Origin of the sequence: Nitrososphaera sp. (assembly GCF_013388945.1) — an archaeon.
In the GTDB taxonomy this organism is placed as follows: Archaea; Thermoproteota; Nitrososphaeria; order Nitrososphaerales; family Nitrososphaeraceae; genus Nitrososphaera.
On the sequence record NZ_JACAEH010000006.1, the window covers coordinates 15,539 to 32,628 of the forward strand.

The window sequence follows — 17,090 nt, forward strand, 5'->3', positions numbered from 1 at the left end:
GGTGGCTTTAAATGGTTTTGGAATGTGCTATACGGTGACCACTTTCACAAGCGACTTTAGTTCTTCGTAAGAGGAGCGCATACTCTTGTAGTATTCAGGCATTTTTGGCGGGATCATGGTGTAGGCGAGGTAAAAGTCCTCTGCCTCGCGCACGTAGCGCTTCCACTTGGGGTGCCCTGCCACCTTGGAGATAAAGTCCATGTTGTTGAGCCTGTCTGCAAGCTTGATCGCCTTCACGTCATAGTCGGCCTTCCAGAGCAAGTCGCAATAGTCCCAAAAGCGCGCCCTGACTTTGTCCTCTGCAGTTGCGCCTGGAAAATTTTCAAGCGGCTTTATCTTGAGCTCGCTTGCTATTTTGTGCACGCGGCTTCCAAAGCGGTAGCGCAAATACGCGTCAAAGCCGTACGACTTGGCATTGTACAGATTCAGGATGCGCTCGTCGTCTTCCATCACGTCGTGCAGTATCGCAGACGCCACTTCGACTCCGGTGATGCTGCGGCCGCTTGCTTTGTAATGTCTGACCATGTCCATAGCGACCGGCCACGTGTGCGTCTCTAGAAACAGCGACTTGCCGTCTTCCCGCACGAGGCCCGAGTGGACCTCCTCTGCAAGCTCTACCGCGCCTTCAATCAGACTGTCTATCCTCAGGCCCTCTTTTTCGAGAAACGTCACGAACTGGGCCCTGCTTGCCTGCTCGACCATGCCCTGTATTGTCAGAGGTGAAAGAAAAGACTTGCTGACCGGGGCGCCCTGCAAAGTACCCGGGCCCAAAGAACAGAAGGGCCGCTGCAGAACCGCCGAGCACGGCAACTACTGCCAGTATCACCAGGTACAGGTTGACCTCAAGCCACGGCACCTCCACCAGCTGCTGGCTGGTGCTGAGAAGCCGGCCTTCAGGCACTGACCTTGCCTCTATGCTGACCTGGAACGTGCCGGGCGAGTCAAACGGTATGTCAAGTGTGAACCTGCTCTTTTCAAGCGGCCCCACCTCTACAAGGCGCGACGACGAGTAGGCAAGCTTGCCCGACTGGTCGTGGTACGAGAAGAGCAGCTCAAACGACTCTGCCCGCTCGCCTCCGTTCACCACGTCTACCAGGAACGTGGCAGTCACCTGCGGCGGGACTATGCTGGTGCGCTCGACGCTCTGGACCGTGATTGTCACGCCCACCTTTTCGCCCACCGTGAACGTCTTTACCGCCGCGGGCTGGACAAGCACGGCAAGCGAGTCTGCAATCCTTGCTGCAAATTCGCGGGCTCCAGGCTCTTCTATCACCTCTATCGGGACTGCCTTTATCGCGTCAGATACCGCAAGCGAGTCTGCAAGCTGCACCGCAAAGGCTTCTGGCTGCCCGGGCTCCTCTTCAGAGGGCGCGCCTGTGCCCCGTCCTGCGGGGATGGTGTTTGCAGTGACTGCATAGGTCGAGAAGTGGTCGAGGTGCGCCGTGTAGACGTACAGCCCGCCGGCGCTTGCAGTCGGGTGATCGACGGCAGCCGCCGGCGCCCACTGGCCCGTCACCTCGTTGAGCAGGCTCAGCGAGAGCATCGGCACTCCGTTTGCGTCCCGGGTCATGCGCTCCTGCGTGGCCCATTCCTCTGTTATCGCAAACGTGAAGGTCGGCCTGACTGCATAGAACGCCGAGTCCGAAGGCCTCTGCGCTCCTGCAAAGGTGCCAGTCCACCTGACGTCAAGGTAGAACCGGTAAGTGTCGCTTGCAGGCGGCTGCGCGCCGGCAGGCTGGCTGTCAAGCATGCTCACAAGTAGCGTAAAGTCGGTGGAGGCGACGCTTGGAGTGTAGTTCAGGCGCATCCAGTCTATGGGGTGCGTTACTCCTCCTCCGACGGTGGCGCCAATGTCCACCGGTATTGCCACCCTGGTGTTTGCAGGCACCGACGATACTACAGGCGTCAGGAGGCCGTTTCTCGCCGGCAGGTCTGCCGACGGGTTCATAGACACCCGGAACATCGGGATGACCATCGTCTGGCCGGTCATGTCTGCCCCTGCAAGCGACGAGTCGACGTCGTAGTCGGGCATGCCGGTGCCCTGCACGATGCCTGCGACTCCGCCGCTTGCGTCATAAGTGCCGGGCAGGGCAGGCGCAGCAGGCGGCGCGACTGACGTGCCGGTTCCTGCCAGAGTCACGCTGGGCATCTCTGTCAGGCCCCATCCTGCAGGAACGGCAGGTGGTACAAGCTCCAGCATTGTAGTCACGCTGTCAGTCACCGAAATGCTGTCTGCGGCCGCCGGGCCTGCGGTCACCACGCTGACGGCGACACTGTCTGCTATCGCTATTGCTTCCTGCATGCCGGGCGGTGGCACCCACTGGTCCTGCATCGCAAGCGACTCGCCAAGGGAGAGGTTGTGGATGCAGGAGGTCGGCAGGCACTGGCCGTCTGCAAGCGCAAGCGACTCGCCAAGGGAGAGCGTCCCGCTCCACGCCACAAACATTGTCGACGTCACTGCAAGCGAGTCGTTTATCGTGACCTGGCGGCTTGCGCGGATGCTGTCGCCTGCCTGCAGGCTGTCTGAAAGCGACCTTGCGTGCGAGAGAGATACGCTGTCTGTTATAGTGACTCTGTCAAATACCGGGGGCTGTATCCGCTCGGCGACTGCAAGCGAGTCGGCTAGTGACCTTCCAAAGCCCTGCGATGCCGCCGCAGAGTCCGAGACTGCCAGCGACTCGGCCATTGATCTGCTGTTTGCCCTTGCAGCCACGACGCTGTCTGCTACTGAAAGCGAGTCGGCGGCTGCTTGGGAAACGCTGGCCGTGCGCGCAATTCCGTCAGAGACTGCCACTCCGTCAGAGACTGCCCTTGAGGCGATGATGGTCCAGCCGGCGCTGTCCGAGACTGCAAGCGAGTCTCCTATCAGCCTTCCAAACGTCTTTAATGCCGATATCGAGTCAGATACAAGCAACGAGTCGGCAATTGTTCTTGCGACGGACCTTCCTGCAGCAACGCCGATGTCAAGCGAGTCGGATATCGACTTTGACACGTTTGCAGACCGCGCTGCCGAGTCTGTTACTGCCACAGAATCAGACAGGCTCCTTGTTACCGAGAACGAGATGTTGTCGCTGACTGCCAGGTCCTGCGATACAGGCCGCGACGTAGACGGGGCAGCTGCATCGCTTACCGAAAGCGAGTCAGAGACTGTGCGCATGAGCCTCATCGCAACTGCGTCTGACACGGACAGTGAGTCGGCGGTTCCCTTGCTAGCCGCGATTGCAATGTCGTCTGCAATAGATATCGAGTTGGCAACGCCCAGCGCGATTGGCTGTCCCCTGAGCGCGTCTGCAAGGTCCAGAGAGTCGGACACCGACCTGACATGCGAGGACGTGATGGCCGGCGAGTCTGTCACCGAGAGGCTGTCCGCCGAGCTCCTTGCCGCGCCATAAGTCCTTGCCGCGCTCTCTGACACGTCAAGCGAGTCGGCAATCGACTTTGTCAGGGACTTTCGGGTATCCAGGTTGGCAATTACCGAAAGCGAGTCCGAGGGCGACCTTGAAGTTGAAAAAGTCCGGGAGGCCTGATCGGCTGCTGCTATTGTGTCAGCCATTGTACGAGACGCCGCAAGCGTCGTGTCGGGCGAGTCTGCCACGTCCAGCGAATCTGACAGCTGCTTTGTAAGCGCTTTTGTTGTCGCAATTTCATCGGCTGTTCCAAGGCTGTCTGAAGGCGACTTCGTGATGTGCCTCGTGTACGCGGCAAGGTCTGAAACCGCAAGCGCGTCTGAGGCTGACCTTGAAAGTTTCTTTTGTCTTGAAGGCGCATCGGTTACAGCAAGCGAACTTGAAATTGACCGGGCTAGCGAGACAGTCCTTGCAATGCTGTCTGTTATTGCCAGCGATTCAGAAGCAGAGCGTGTTGCGTGGAGCACCCTTGCTGGCGAGTCTGCAACGTTGAGAGTTTCGCTTGCAGACTTTGACGTGGAAAACATCCTTGCCAGACTGTCTGTGGCGGCAAGCGATTCTTCAGCAGACCTTGAGAGCACCGCAAGCCGCGCGGGTGCGGAGGCCACATTCAGAGACTCCGAAGCGGCGCGATTTGCGTTAAAGAGTTTTGTAATCGCGTCGGCAGTAGCGAAACTGTCAGCCGTACTTCTTTTTGTAGGGACTTTTTGAAAGTCTATGTCAAACGGCTCCCAAGTTGTGCTGACCGAAGATGCAGTGATGTCGTCGGTCCCTGTCGATACGGGATCGTTGGAGCCGCCGTCCCACCTTATTCCACTGATGTCTGCGTTTCCGTCAACATGGAGGCCCATCGCTGCGACGGTATCGGCTGTTGTAGGGTTGGATACAAGCCTTATCCACTGTGCTACAGAGCCATCATTATCAACCGTGAAGGTCGAGTCCACTCCCGTTGTCCCGCCAAATGTTGACACCGAGGGGTCGCCCCGCACAAACCTAATGGTATTAGTGGCTGTAGACCATGCAATGACGACGTTAGAGCTCTCTCCGTCCCAAACCATGTCAAAGTAGCGCTTGTCGTTGTTTGTAATGCCTCCGTCATGCTCTGCGTGGTCTGTCCACGTAGATCCGCCCCAGTAAGCGGAGTCTAAATCGCTCGAGCCGCCAAGCCCTCCAAGGAATATCGCATCGGAGGAGCTTCCTGGATCTGGCACCAGCCTCAGCCAGTTTATTGTTCCGACTGCCCAGCTTCCTGTCGACGTAGAGCTGATTCCCCACGTGTCAGACGCGTTGGAAAAAGTATTGTGTCGGACAACCGTGCCTTCGCCGGCTACCACCAGTATGTCGCCTGAGTTTGTCTCGTATGCTATTGCCACCGCCTCCTCAGTCGCTATGCTAACAGTAGTGCTGAGCTCCGTCTGCGGAAGCGTGGTCCAGTTGCTGCCATTCCAGACGATGGCCGACGCGTCCGCGTTTGTGGCATCGACTGCGATTAGCGCCATCTCGTCGGAACCCGATATCTTTTGTGAGTCCATCGCTACGAATGAGTAGAGGCCGGCAGTTGCGGTGTTCCCTGTGTCATTGATTGACGACTCGGAACCGAACGCTGTCTGCGAATCGGTCATTATCCTGTAGAACAAGTCGTCCGTGGCGCTTGATCCGCTTTCTACATAGTCGTACACGATCATAAGATCGCCGCTTGTGTGCTCGTACTCTATGTCCCATGGCCGGTAGGAAGCGGTGACTGAAGCGGCCGTGGTTATGTCTGCAAAGTTGTTTGTAAACGTCCAGTTTGCAGTGTCCGTGCATCCGCTGAAACAGACATACGAGTCGAGTCGCCCAGTATTGTCCATAGTCACAATTACCCTTTTTGAAGAGACTGGACTGAACTCTATTTTGGCAGTGAGCAGAGTGCTGTCAGCGCTAGTCAGCGACACTGCGCCGCTCCACGAGCCTCCACCACCGGGTGAGGGAATCCACTCGCGATACACGGGCGTCGAGCCTTCGATGTAGACTATGGCGGCCTTGTCAGTGTCTGCAAAGGCCTGGCCCGCCGACGGGTCGGCTGCAAGCGCAACCGATCCTGCGGCAACCGCCGCCAAGACTATTATAAGAGACGTCTGCGCGCCAGACACGCCGCGGACTTTGCTGACAAGCACCAGCACTTTGCGGCGCTCATTTGCCGCGACTGGCAAACGGGCCGCTGCCACCAGAAACGCGCCAACCAGCATAGTGCCGTACATTCCAGCTCCAAGTATGGCCGCGTTCTGCGCACTTGCCTGCGCGGCTGCGTACCCCTCCGCCCAGGCTAGCTGCTGGCTGTAACTACTATCGTCAGAGTCTGACTCGCTTTCAAGGCTGTCCAGCTGCTCTGGAAAGTCCCGCGCAGCGGTTGTTATCACAGCAGCTTCAAGTACCTGGTACTGGGTGCCACCTGTCGTTGTGCGTACCAGGTCGCCGCGCTTGCCAAGGTTCTTGAACGACAGCCCGGCTCTTTCGTCCCCGCGCTGGTTTGTGCCGGGCGTATACTGCGCATTCTTGGGCGACCCTGCTGAAATGCCGGTCTGCTGGGCCTGACCGGGGAAAGAGGATGTTATGCCAACGCTCTCTGACATCGTCCGTGTGTAGTGGTTTGGCGCGCTGGGGCTGCCAAAGGCCGACGTCACTGACAGCGATTCAGAAATCCCGCGGCTGAATGTCCGCGGAGAGTCGGATGCAGGGCTGTCAGGCTGCGCATAAGCGTCTTGAAAACTCAGAACCGCGACTGCAGATAGCACGACAAGCACCGAGTAGAGCGCGATGTTTGTCCACAGGAAACCCTGGCTCTGTGACCTCTGGGGCCAGTGTACGTGCTTGGCTTGCCCTGCCAACGGGGGTTTTACGCCCTTTTTGGTTATATGGGGTAGGAATGTTGTGTAATGCACTGCACGCAAAGCGCGGATATTGCAGCCAGTCAGAGGAAAGGCGGGGCGCAACTGCGATGCTGCAAAAAGAGGGTTTTGAAGCGTTGCAGGATCCCCAATGAAAAAGCAATGTAAGAATTACCAAGTTTTGTACGTAGCTTGGATTGACAACTATCAGGATGCCGCGTTCAGTCGCTTCCAGTCAATCAGAAAGTCCAAAAAAATAACACGAGCCGTCAGGCCCGGTCGTTACTTCTTCTTGCTTGACTTTTTCTTTGCGGCCTTCTTTTTCGCCATGGTAGTTATGACATGGCCTGCATGGACTTAAGTTTATCTACTTTGGAGCGCTGCTAAGAGCAGTCAATGACAGGTGAAAAGAGGTCGCGGCCCGCACAACACTTTAAAATTATTTGCGCGATGATACTGCAGAGGCCCGCGGCTTGTCGGCAGCGGCTTGGTGAAAAATGTTGGTGACAAAAAAAGAAGAGCACAGGCCGTGGGGAAGGTTTGAGCAGTTCGTACACAACGAGCCCTGCTCAGTCAAGCTCCTGTACGTCAAGGCGTCAAGCAGGCTCAGCCTCCAGTACCACAACCGCAGAAAGGAATTCTGGAAGGTAATCCGCGGCCCCATAGGCGTCACGATAGGCGACGAGACTTTTACCGGAAACGAGGGCGACGAGTTTGAGATACCGGTCGGCGCAAAGCACAGGCTCGAAGGTCTCAGCTCCCACGGGATAGTGCTAGAGATATCCTTTGGCGACTTTGACGAAAACGACATCGTCAGGCTCGAAGACGATTTTGGTCGCGCACGCTAGTCAGAGCCCTTGACAGGTGCTCAAAGAATATGGCGCGCCGAAGCTTGCCAAACTTGTTGCTGGTCGCGTAGAGCTTTATCGACGTGTTGCAGTGCGTGCACACCTTTTTCTTGCGCGCAATCACAAGATCCGTGAGCGGGTGCGTGCACGAGCAGGTCGAGCACCAGTAGTACAGCAGGCCGCGTGCTTGGTGGAGCGTGAGCGACTCGAAGTCGAGTCCCTCCTTTGAGCAGACCTCCCTTGCTATCTGCACAAGTAGCGGGTCGCAATTTTCCCTGATCTGCTCTGCCATTATGAAATTACGGCAGAAACGCTTAGATAAATCTAATGGTTATGCTCACTCTGCACCTTTCCGGCAGGCACTAAGGTTATATCCTGACACCGGATACCCACAGCATCCCATGAAGGCGGCCTACATCGTCAGCGACCACGAGGTTGCGCGAGTCCTCATCGATCCAATGCGCAGGGCGATTCTCGGCTTTTTGCGCGAAAAGCCGATGACCCAGTCGCAGCTTGCAGACAGGCTCGGGCTCTCAGACGCGTCGCTCAACTACCACATGAAGATACTGATGAAGGCAGGCCTTGTCAACATAGCAAGGCGCGAGGTGGAGGAGCACGGCATCATGCAAAAGTTCTTTGCGCCTGCTGCATACATGTTTGTCTACGACCTTGACGCGCTGCCAAAGGATGTTTCGAGGTATTTCTACCCCCTGAGCCTGGAAAGGGCCCGGGCAGCGCTTGCGCTGATGGGCAAGAAAGAGAGCGCGATGGTGCGCGACTCAAAGTCGATGAACGAGTTTGCCGCAAGCCTGTCGCGGATGCTTGTCATAGTGGCAAGGCAGTACGCAAAAAAAGAGGTCGCCTACGACAGCGAAAACGTGGCCTTTGAAATATACAGCAAGGCCATATCGATGTGGCTTGCGCACAGCCTGAGGGCGCCTGTAGCAAAGCAGCGCTAGGTCTTTTTGGCAAGAACCGGGGCCTTTACGAGGCTGTCGAGGTACATCTGGACGTGCGGCTCGGCTATCCACATCTTTTGCTCCTTCTCAAAGAGGTAGCCGTACCTCTGCGAGCTTCCGACCCGCTCCTGCGATTCCAGTATCTTCAGATATCCAGAAGTCACGGCGCTTTCGTCAAAGCCGCGCTTTCTTGCTATGGCGTCTATTGCAGAGTGCACGCCCGAGCCGTGCTGCGCCGCCTCTTTTACCCTGAACGCGATGTCCTTTGGTATCCCGAGCTTTTGCGCAAGCCTCCTGTGCACCCGCTTGCCGAACCTGTCGTTTCTGCGCACGTTCAGTCGCATGTCTACCTCCATCGAAGTCTCGATGACGCCAGGGTCCAAAAACGGCTCGCGCATCTCCACGCTGTGCGCCATCGTTATCTTGTCCTCCCTCTCAAGCGTCTCCTTGTACAGAAGCATCAGGTCCTCGCGCATGTGCTCGCGAAGTTTGCGGTAGCCCTGCTTTTCTGCCACGTCTGCGTACCACGAGTAGCCGCCAAAAAGCTCGTCTGCTGCCTGGCCTGTCAGCATTATCCTCATGCCCTGCCTGCTTGCTAGCTGCACCGCGCAGTATACCGGAAGCGCGACTTCGACCTGGCCGGCGTTGTTGTCCTCTATCACGTCGATTATCTCCGGTATCAGGCGCTCGACATCGTCCTGCGTCAGCTCTTTTACGTGAAGTTCTAGCCCCAGCTCGTCTGCAATTGTCCGCGCGTATTCAGTGTCGTGCGAGCCTTCCATGCCGGCAGTGTAGCAGACTACCTCTGGTACCATCTTTCTTGCCGCGTGCGCGACAAGCACGCTGTCGATGCCTCCGGAAAATATTATCCCAATCCTGTCGACGTCTTCAGTCCTCTTTTGCATTGAAGCCAGAAACGCCTTCTCGTACGCGGCCACAGCGGACTTCATCGTCCTGTATGCAGGCTTTTTGAGTGCAGGCGCGCCGGCCACCTGGACCTTGGACAATCGGCCTTCAGGCGTTATCAGGATTGCGTGGCCGGGCAAGACGCGCATGGTAGGCTCGCGTATTCCCACCTGCCAGAGGCCCTTCCTTTCAGAAGCGAATGCAACAAACCAGTCGTTTTCGCCGTAGTAGAGCGGCCTCACGCCGAGCCTGTCCCTTACAAGCGCTATCATGCCGGTCTTCTCGTCGCGGATTGCAAGCGCATAGATGCCGTCAAGCTCTGAAACGACGTCTTTAATCGCGTCCACGAATCCCGCGCCGGCCTTCAGGCGCTCCTCCAGCATGTGCACTATTACCTCGCTGTCAGTCAGGGTTGAAAAGTTGTGACTGCCAAGCTCGGCCTTTAGTTTCTTGTAGTTGTATATCTCGCCGTTGTGCTCAAGCGTCACCCTGCCGTCGCAGCTGCAGAAAGGCTGTGAGCCGCAGGTCCCGCCCACTATCGCAAGCCTTGCGTGCCCAAGCACCCTGCTCCCCTTCACACCGTCAAAGTCGAGGCTCTGCACCGACGGCGACCTGACCAGCGAATTTTCAGTAGCGATGCCGGCCCCGTCAGGCCCGCGCTTTGCCATCCTAGAAAGCATCATGCCTACAAGTGGCACGACGTTCTCCCCACTCTTGCTTATGATTCCTCCAATTCCACACACTTTTTTTCTGTCACCAGTCTCGTAAAGGCGAAAACCCGACTCGTCGGGCCTTACGTGACTGTATACCCCGTAATAATTTTAAAGAGTTTTCATGGCCCGTGCGTGAAAATGCAATGCCCTTTGTCATCTAAAATCAGATTTCTCGTTATTTATCATCCAGGGCAACAGATCAAATATAGAGAGTATTTTTATAATTGTTTTATACATCTCTCAATATGTCCGGTGCTAATAGGGACAATATTAAACCAGAAGTCAAGAAAGTGATGAAATTATTAAGTGGGCAGCCAAGAAAGGAGCTGCGTGAGGCGCTTTACAGGACAGGGCTTCTCTACCCATTACAAACAGGGCCGAGCATAGCTCATGATACAAACGCCGCTTCACCGGGCTCATGGATTCTATGGACCTACTGTATCAGATTTGTAGTAGCAGATTTGAAATCAGATCGACGCTATAGGATTTGTAGCTCTAAGGGGAGCCATGTGGGGATCGATATTTACGTTGACGGTGTGAAGAATGGCGCGCCCCTGGAGCCGGGACAATGCAGGGATGTAGAAGGCAAGAAGATAGAGCTTCATTCAAGTGTAGAAGGATATATTGAAGGACCCGACGCGGAAGGAACATATCAAAATCTGGACTAAAAGAACTTCAGGTTAACAGAACGCACAAGAGTAACAATATATGCGCGTTTTTGAAATTACAAATTCCCTTGCTCTCGGCACCGAGAAGCTTCTCCATATCAGACACATTCAGGCCCGCAGGGGACCAGCCGGACGCCATAGAGAAGCTGGCAGACGGTGTCAGAAAGGGCGGCAGGCAGACGCTTCTTGGCGTGACTGGAAGCGGCAAGACCTTTACCATCGCAAACCTGGTGGCGCGCACCGGCAAGAACACGCTTGTGATATCTCACAACAAGACTCTGGCTGCTCAGTTATACGCAGAGTTCAAAGAGTTCTTTCCCAAAAACAATGTCGGCTATTTTGTCAGCTTTTACGACTATTACCAGCCTGAAAGCTATCTGCCCCAGACTGACACTTACATAGAAAAGGACACCGAGATAAACGAAAAGATAGAGAGGATGCGCCTTGAGGCAACTGCCATGCTGATGTCAGGCGAGCCCACAATCATCGTCGCAACAGTGTCGTGCATCTACTCCCTTGGCTCGCCAAAAGAATGGGAAGAGACCGCAATACCGCTGAAAAAAGGCGACGTCATAGACAGGAAGGTGCTCATCCACAGCCTTATCGAAGCGCGCTATGAGCGAAACGACGTTGCGCTTGTGCCGGGCACGTTCAGGGTAAAGGGCGACACCATTGACATCATCCCCGGGTATTCCGACGACGTCATCAGGGTCGCGATGTTTGGCGACGAGATAGAGCGCATAAGCATACACGACCACGTCAGCATGAAGAAACTACGCGACGCAAACGCAGTCAGGATATTTCCCGCAAAGCACTACATCACAGCCGACGAGTCACGTGTGCGAGCAATAGAGTCGATAAAGCAAGAGCTTGAAAACTGGCTCCCAAGCCTGCCGTCGGAGCTTGAGAGGCAGAGGCTTGCATCAAGGACAAAGTATGACCTTGAGATGATAGAGGAGCTCGGCTACTGCTCTGGCATCGAGAACTATTCCCGCCACCTCGATGGCAGGACGCCCGGACAGCCGCCGTTCTGTCTGCTTGACTTTTTTGGCGACGACTTTTTGCTTGTGATAGACGAGTCGCACGTCACGCTGCCGCAGCTGCACGGCATGTACAACGGCGACAGGACGCGCAAAAAGTCGCTCATAGATTTCGGGTTCCGCCTGCCGAGTGCTTATGACAACCGCCCGCTGAAATTTGCCGAGTTTGAAAAGTACCTGAAAAACGTGGTGTTTGTGTCTGCGACGCCGGGCCAGTACGAACTAGGTTCAAGCGCGCAGGTAGTAGAGCAGCTTGTAAGACCGACAGGGCTTGTCGACCCGAAAGTAGAGGTGAGGCCCACGAAAGGCCAGATGGAAGACCTCATCGCAGAGATAAAGAAGCGCGCAAGGAAGGACCAGCGCACGCTCGTCACGACCCTCACAAAGAGGATGGCAGAGGACCTTGCAGAGTTCCTTGCAAAGAACGAGGTGCGCGTGCGCTACCTTCACTCCGAGATAGAGGGGCTTGAGCGCACCGAGCTGATACGCCAGCTGCGCCTCGGCGAGTTTGACGCAATAGTCGGCATCAACCTTTTGCGCGAAGGCCTTGACATTCCAGAAGTCTCCCTGGTGGCAATACTTGACGCCGACAAGGAAGGATTCTTGCGCAACACCACAAGCCTCATCCAGACCTTTGGAAGGGCCGCCCGTAACATCGACGGGCAGGTGATAATGTATTCCGACACCGTCACGCAGTCGATGAAAGAGGCAATGGAAGAGACAGAGCGCAGGCGCGCAAGGCAGCTTGCATACAATAAACGCAACAAGATAACTCCAAGGACCATCATCAAGCCGGTCCCCGAGGGCGCGTCTGCAGAAATCGCAGAGGCAGTCGAGACAAAGTCTATGCCCCGGCGCGACCTTGTCCGGCTTGCGATAGAGACGGAGGCGACGATGAAAAAATACGCAGAGCAATTGGAGTTTGAAAAGGCGATAATGTTCAGGGAAAAGCTTGCTAAAATAAAGAAGGCCCTTGGCGACCCCAACCCCGTGACGGAGGTGTCCTGATGCACGACAGGATAATAATCAGGGGCGCAAGGCAGCACAACCTGAAAAACATCAGCCTTGAAATACCAAAGAACAAGATGGTAGTCATAACCGGGCTTTCCGGCTCGGGAAAATCGACGCTTGCGTTTGACACGATATACGCTGAAGGCCAGCGCAGGTATGTTGAATCCTTGTCTGCTTATGCGAGGCAGTTCCTTGAACTCATGGACAAGCCGGACGTCGACTCGATAGACGGGCTCTCGCCGGCAATCTCGATACAGCAGAAAACAACGAGCAAGAACCCCCGCTCGACTGTGGGCACCGTGACTGAAATCTACGACTATTTGCGCCTGCTCTACGCAAGGATAGGCATACCACACTGCCCAAGGTGCGGGCGCAGGATAGCAAGCCAGTCGGTTGATTCCATAACAGAGTCGGTCCTGAAGATGGCAGAGGGCAGGAACGTGATGGTGATGGGGCCCGTCGTGCAGGCAAAGAAAGGCACGTACGAAAAACTGTTTGAAGAGCTAAAGCAGCAGGGGTTTTCAAGGATAAGGCTTGACGGCGAGATAACAAACCTCGAGGACGAGGAAAAGCCCAGATTGCCGAGGCTTGACAAGCAGAAAAAGCACACTATTGAAGTGATTGTCGACAGGCTCAGACCGTCTGCAGAGGAAAAGAGCAGGCTCTTTGACTCCATCCAGTCGGCGCTCAAGGCAGGAGGCGGCACTGTTGTAGTGTCAGTCGACGGCAAGGACGCGATGTTCTCGCAGAAAAACGCGTGCCCGCACTGCGAGTTGTCGATAGGCGAGATAGAGCCCCGCACGTTCTCCTTCAACTCGCCCTTTGGCGCGTGCCCCCAGTGCAACGGCCTTGGAATAAAGATAGAGTTCGACCCCGACCTCATAATCCCAGACAGGCAAAAGAGCATACTTGAAGGCGCAATCAAGCCGTGGACCGGCCACTTTGCGACTTTCCGCGCATCAATGCTAAAGGACGTCGGCCGCAAGTTCGGCTTTGACCTTTCGACGCCGATTTCAAAGATGACTGAAAGGCAGCTTGCAATCATCCTGTACGGCACAGACGAGGACATCCACTTCAAGTACGAGTCGAAATACTCTGACAGCAGGTGGGAGTACCGCGGGACTTTTGAGGGCGTGATACCGAACCTCGAGCGCACGTACCGCGAGACCGAGTCTGAGAGCAAGCGCGAGGACCTGATGCAGTTCATGCGCGAGCGCCACTGCGAACGCTGCAACGGCAGGCGCCTGCGCGAGGAGGCCCTTGCCGTGAAAATTGGCGGTAAATCAATAATGGAGGTGTGCGACCTTTCGATAGACACGTGCTTCAGCTTTTTCCAGTCGGTGAGCCTGACAGACACCGAGCGATTCATCGCCCGCACCATCTTGAAGGAGATAGTTTCAAGGCTCGAGTTTTTGCGAAACGTCGGGCTGAACTACCTGACTTTGAACAGGATGAGCGCGACTCTTTCCGGAGGCGAGTCGCAGAGGATAAGGCTTGCCACCCAGATTGGCTCAAACCTCACCGGAGTGCTGTATGTCTTGGACGAGCCCACGATAGGCCTGCACCAGCGAGACAACACGCGACTCATTGACACGCTGAAAAAGCTGCGCGACCTTGACAACACGCTCATCGTAGTCGAGCACGACGAGGAAGTGATCCGAAGTTCCGATTGGGTGGTGGACATCGGGCCGGGCGCCGGCATACACGGCGGCCAGATAGTGGCAAGCGGGACTCTGCAGGACATCATGTCAAGCCCTGCGTCTGTCACCGGCGCGTTTTTGCGCGGCGACCAGGTGGTGATACACACAAGCCAGAGGATAAAGCCGTCAAAGTGGCTGACGGTGCACGGCGCGGCCGAGAACAACCTAAAGTCGATAGACGCCAAGTTCCCGCTTGGTTGCATGACAGTAGTTACAGGCGTGTCGGGCTCGGGCAAGTCGACACTTGTAAACGACATACTATTCAACGCGCTTGCTTCCCACTTTTACGGCGCAAAGGAGAGGCCGGGCAAGCACGGCAAGATTTCCGGGCTTGAGCACGTTGACAAGGTGATTGGCATCGACCAGTCGCCGATAGGCAGGACGCCGAGGTCAAACGCCGCGACCTATGTGAATGCGTTTACGCCTATACGCGAATTGTTCGCCAAGACCCCGAGGGCAAAGGAGATGGGCTATTCTGCAGGCAGGTTCTCGTTCAACGTGTCGGAGGGCAGGTGCGAGGCCTGCGAAGGAGGCGGCGTGAAAAAGATAGAGATGCAGTTTCTGCCCGACGTGTACGTAACCTGCGACGAGTGCAAGGGCAAGCGCTACAATTCAGAGACGCTCTTGATAAAGTACAAGAACAAGACAATTTCTGAAGTCCTGGACATGACAATCGAGGAGGCGCTCGAGTTCTTTTCAAACATACCTGCGATAACGAAAAAGCTGCAGACGCTAAACGACGTGGGGCTTGGCTACCTGCGCCTGGGCCAGCCTGCCACGACTATGTCAGGCGGGGAGGCCCAGAGGATAAAACTTGCTGCAGAGCTGTCAAGGCGCGACACAGGAAAAACAGTCTACATACTGGATGAGCCGACGACGGGCCTGCACTTTGCCGACGTGAGCAAACTATTGCACGTGCTAAAGAGGCTGGTGGAGCTTGGCAACACCATCATAGTTATCGAGCACAACCTTGACGTCATTGCGTCTGCAGACTGGATTGTCGACCTCGGGCCGGAAGGAGGCGAAAACGGCGGCAGGATAGTGGCAGAAGGCACGCCGGAGAGGATAAGCGAGCACCCGTCAAGCTACACTGGCCAGTACCTAAAGCCGAAACTGGCAGTCGACCAGAAGATGGTGCGGCGCAGGCAATGACGCTTTCGACTGCGGCCCTCAGGGAAAAGAGGATCCCCCGGGAGCCCGGCGTGTACCTGATGAAAGACGGCCACGGAAAAATAATCTACATCGGAAAGGCCAAGGACCTGAGCAAGCGCGTCGGCTCGTATTTTGTAAAGCGCGATTTGGATCTAAAGACAGCGAGGCTTGTAGAGAGCATCGCCGACGTCGAGTTTGTTGTTACCGACAACGAGACAGAGGCTTTCCTGCTCGAGTCCAACCTGATAAAGCGCTACAGGCCGGCGTTCAACATAGAGCTCAAGGACAACAGCAGGTATACTTACTTGAAGATAACAGACGAGCCATTCCCGCGGCTCCTGGTCGCGCGCAGGAACAGAGGCGGAGAGTTCCAGGGCCCAAAGGGCAGGATATACGGCCCGTTTGTGCGCGGCACTTCCCGGTATTTGACAGTCGGACTCTTGCGCAAGCTGTTCAAGGTAAGGATATGCAACCGCCTCCCAAAGGTGCCGTGCCTGCAGTACTTTATCAAAAACTGCGACGCGCCCTGCATCGCAAACGTGACGCGGGAAAAGTACATGGAAGGCGTGGACGCGCTGCGCGACATACTTGACGGCAAGAGCAGCGTCGAGCGCTTTGCGCGCCAGATGGAAACAGAGATGAGGCAGGCGTCTGACCTTGGCGACTACGAGCGGGCAAAGGAGATCCGCGACACGCTCTACAGGCTTGACAACCTGCGCATAAGGCAAAAGATGGAAAAAGCTAGCAAGAGCCCCGACGAGGAGTACGTCGGCATAGTCCGTGACGTAAAGAAGGGGATGGCGCACGTGATGGCGCTCAAGCGGAGCAGGGGCGTGATATCTGACAGGAAAAAGTTCGAGTTTGAGACGCTTGCAGACAACTCGTTTTCAAACTTTCTTTTGCAGTACTACTCGTCGTCGCCTGCAATACCGCACGTGATATACGCAAGCGAGGAGCCAGACTCCAAGGCTGTCCTTGAAGAGTCGCTTGAAAGGCTGGCGGGGCACAGGGTGCGCATAACGCAGGCAGAGTCAGGCGAGCGCCGCAGGCTGATGGAGCTTGTGATGCGAAACATCGAGATGTACGTCGAGCGGGGCTATGCGCCTGCGGTGGTCGAGCTCCGCAAGGCGCTTTCGCTCTCGTCGATGCCAGAAGTGGTAGACTGTTTTGACATTTCAAACCTTGGCACCGACATTGCAGTGGGCTCAAGCGTCAGGTTCTCAAACGGCAAGCCAGACAAGGACGGCTACCGCAAGTTCAGGATAAAGACCGTGAAGGGCCAGGACGACTTTGCGATGATAGGGGAAATAGTCCGGCGCCGGTACCTGTCAGGCGACATGCCTGATCTCGTCGTCATCGACGGTGGCAAGGGTCAGCTTGCTGCGGCTGCCGGCGCGCTTGCAGGCATTGGTCTTTCAAGCCTGCCGTGCATCAGCCTTGCAAAGGAAAACGAGGAGATTTACGTGCAGGGCGCAGGCGAGCCGCTTGTCCTGCCGAGGAGGAGCCCGGCGCTCAGGATGCTGCAGCACGCAAGGGACGAGGCGCACAGGTTCGGGCTCGCATACAACAGGAGCCTCAGAAAGCTCACTCGACCTTGACGCTTTCGCGCTTTTGGGCGCGCTTTATCTCCTGCTCTGTAAGCTCGATGTATTTTGTGACAGCCGTGTCTGCGGATTCAAGCGCTATCTGCACCATCCTTGCGGCAAAGAGCGACGCGGACAGGGCCATGTCGCCGGCGACCTTGCCTGCCACCAGCGGCCAGAGCATGAAATCAGGCGCCGCGGGGTTCTTTTCGACCATAGGCTAGTTCACGCATCCA

The 17,090-nt window shown here is 56.1% G+C and carries 11 protein-coding genes; 6 read left to right on the forward strand and 5 right to left on the reverse strand.

Annotation, left to right across the window (positions count from 1 at the left end):
* Positions 1–27: 27 nt before the first annotated feature.
* Together HXY31_RS04230 and HXY31_RS04235 are read right to left on the reverse strand one after the other, a co-directional pair.
* A complete protein-coding gene (locus HXY31_RS04230) occupies positions 28–702 on the reverse strand; it encodes an HD domain-containing protein (RefSeq protein WP_292640053.1) in 675 nt (224 codons plus the stop codon).
* The gene (locus HXY31_RS04235; protein WP_292640054.1) at positions 626–6,274 is read right to left on the reverse strand and encodes a hypothetical protein; all 5,649 of its coding nucleotides are present in this window, start codon (positions 6,272–6,274) and stop codon (positions 626–628) included. The genes HXY31_RS04230 and HXY31_RS04235 overlap by 77 nt, the downstream gene beginning before the upstream one ends.
* 503 nt (positions 6,275–6,777) lie before the next feature.
* Here HXY31_RS04235 and HXY31_RS04240 point away from each other — a divergent pair.
* Positions 6,778–7,122: a phosphomannose isomerase type II C-terminal cupin domain gene (locus HXY31_RS04240; protein ID WP_292640056.1), complete on the forward strand. Its 345-nt coding sequence runs from the start codon at positions 6,778–6,780 to the stop codon at positions 7,120–7,122.
* Here the strand turns inward: HXY31_RS04240 and HXY31_RS04245 are convergent.
* A complete protein-coding gene (locus HXY31_RS04245; RefSeq protein ID WP_292640058.1) occupies positions 7,088–7,414 on the reverse strand; it encodes a hypothetical protein in 327 nt (108 codons plus the stop codon). The two genes, HXY31_RS04240 and HXY31_RS04245, sit on opposite strands and share 35 nt — an antisense overlap.
* Positions 7,415–7,523: 109 nt before the next feature.
* Between HXY31_RS04245 and HXY31_RS04250 the strand changes: the two genes are divergently transcribed.
* Positions 7,524–8,081 (forward strand): helix-turn-helix domain-containing protein, encoded by a 558-nt coding sequence (locus tag HXY31_RS04250; RefSeq protein WP_292640059.1) that lies wholly within the window; start codon positions 7,524–7,526, stop codon positions 8,079–8,081.
* On the opposite strand, the gene HXY31_RS04255 is transcribed toward HXY31_RS04250, so the two are convergent.
* Positions 8,078–9,685, reverse strand: a complete 1,608-nt coding sequence (locus HXY31_RS04255; protein WP_292640062.1) for an asparagine synthetase B — start codon at positions 9,683–9,685, stop codon at positions 8,078–8,080. The genes HXY31_RS04250 and HXY31_RS04255 overlap by 4 nt on opposite strands.
* Positions 9,686–9,945: 260 nt before the next feature.
* On the opposite strand from HXY31_RS04255, the gene HXY31_RS04260 reads away from it, so the two are divergent.
* The 4 genes from HXY31_RS04260 (at position 9,946) to uvrC (ending at position 16,869) form a co-directional block, all read left to right on the forward strand.
* Complete coding sequence (locus HXY31_RS04260; protein ID WP_292640064.1) at positions 9,946–10,368, forward strand: hypothetical protein; 423 nt, start codon at positions 9,946–9,948, stop codon at positions 10,366–10,368.
* Positions 10,369–10,436: 68 nt separating this feature from the next.
* Positions 10,437–12,416, forward strand: a complete 1,980-nt coding sequence (gene uvrB, locus HXY31_RS04265; RefSeq protein WP_292640066.1) for an excinuclease ABC subunit UvrB — start codon at positions 10,437–10,439, stop codon at positions 12,414–12,416.
* Positions 12,416–15,271 (forward strand): excinuclease ABC subunit UvrA, encoded by a 2,856-nt coding sequence (uvrA, locus tag HXY31_RS04270; protein WP_292640068.1) that lies wholly within the window; start codon positions 12,416–12,418, stop codon positions 15,269–15,271. Before uvrB ends, uvrA begins: the two co-directional genes overlap by 1 nt.
* Positions 15,268–16,869, forward strand: coding sequence for an excinuclease ABC subunit UvrC (uvrC, locus tag HXY31_RS04275; protein ID WP_292640070.1), 1,602 nt, complete (start codon positions 15,268–15,270; stop codon positions 16,867–16,869). Before uvrA ends, uvrC begins: the two co-directional genes overlap by 4 nt.
* Here uvrC and HXY31_RS04280 read toward each other — a convergent pair.
* A complete protein-coding gene (locus HXY31_RS04280) occupies positions 16,856–17,071 on the reverse strand; it encodes a hypothetical protein (RefSeq protein ID WP_292640073.1) in 216 nt (71 codons plus the stop codon). The genes uvrC and HXY31_RS04280 overlap by 14 nt on opposite strands.
* Between the last annotated feature and the right edge of the window lie 19 nt (positions 17,072–17,090).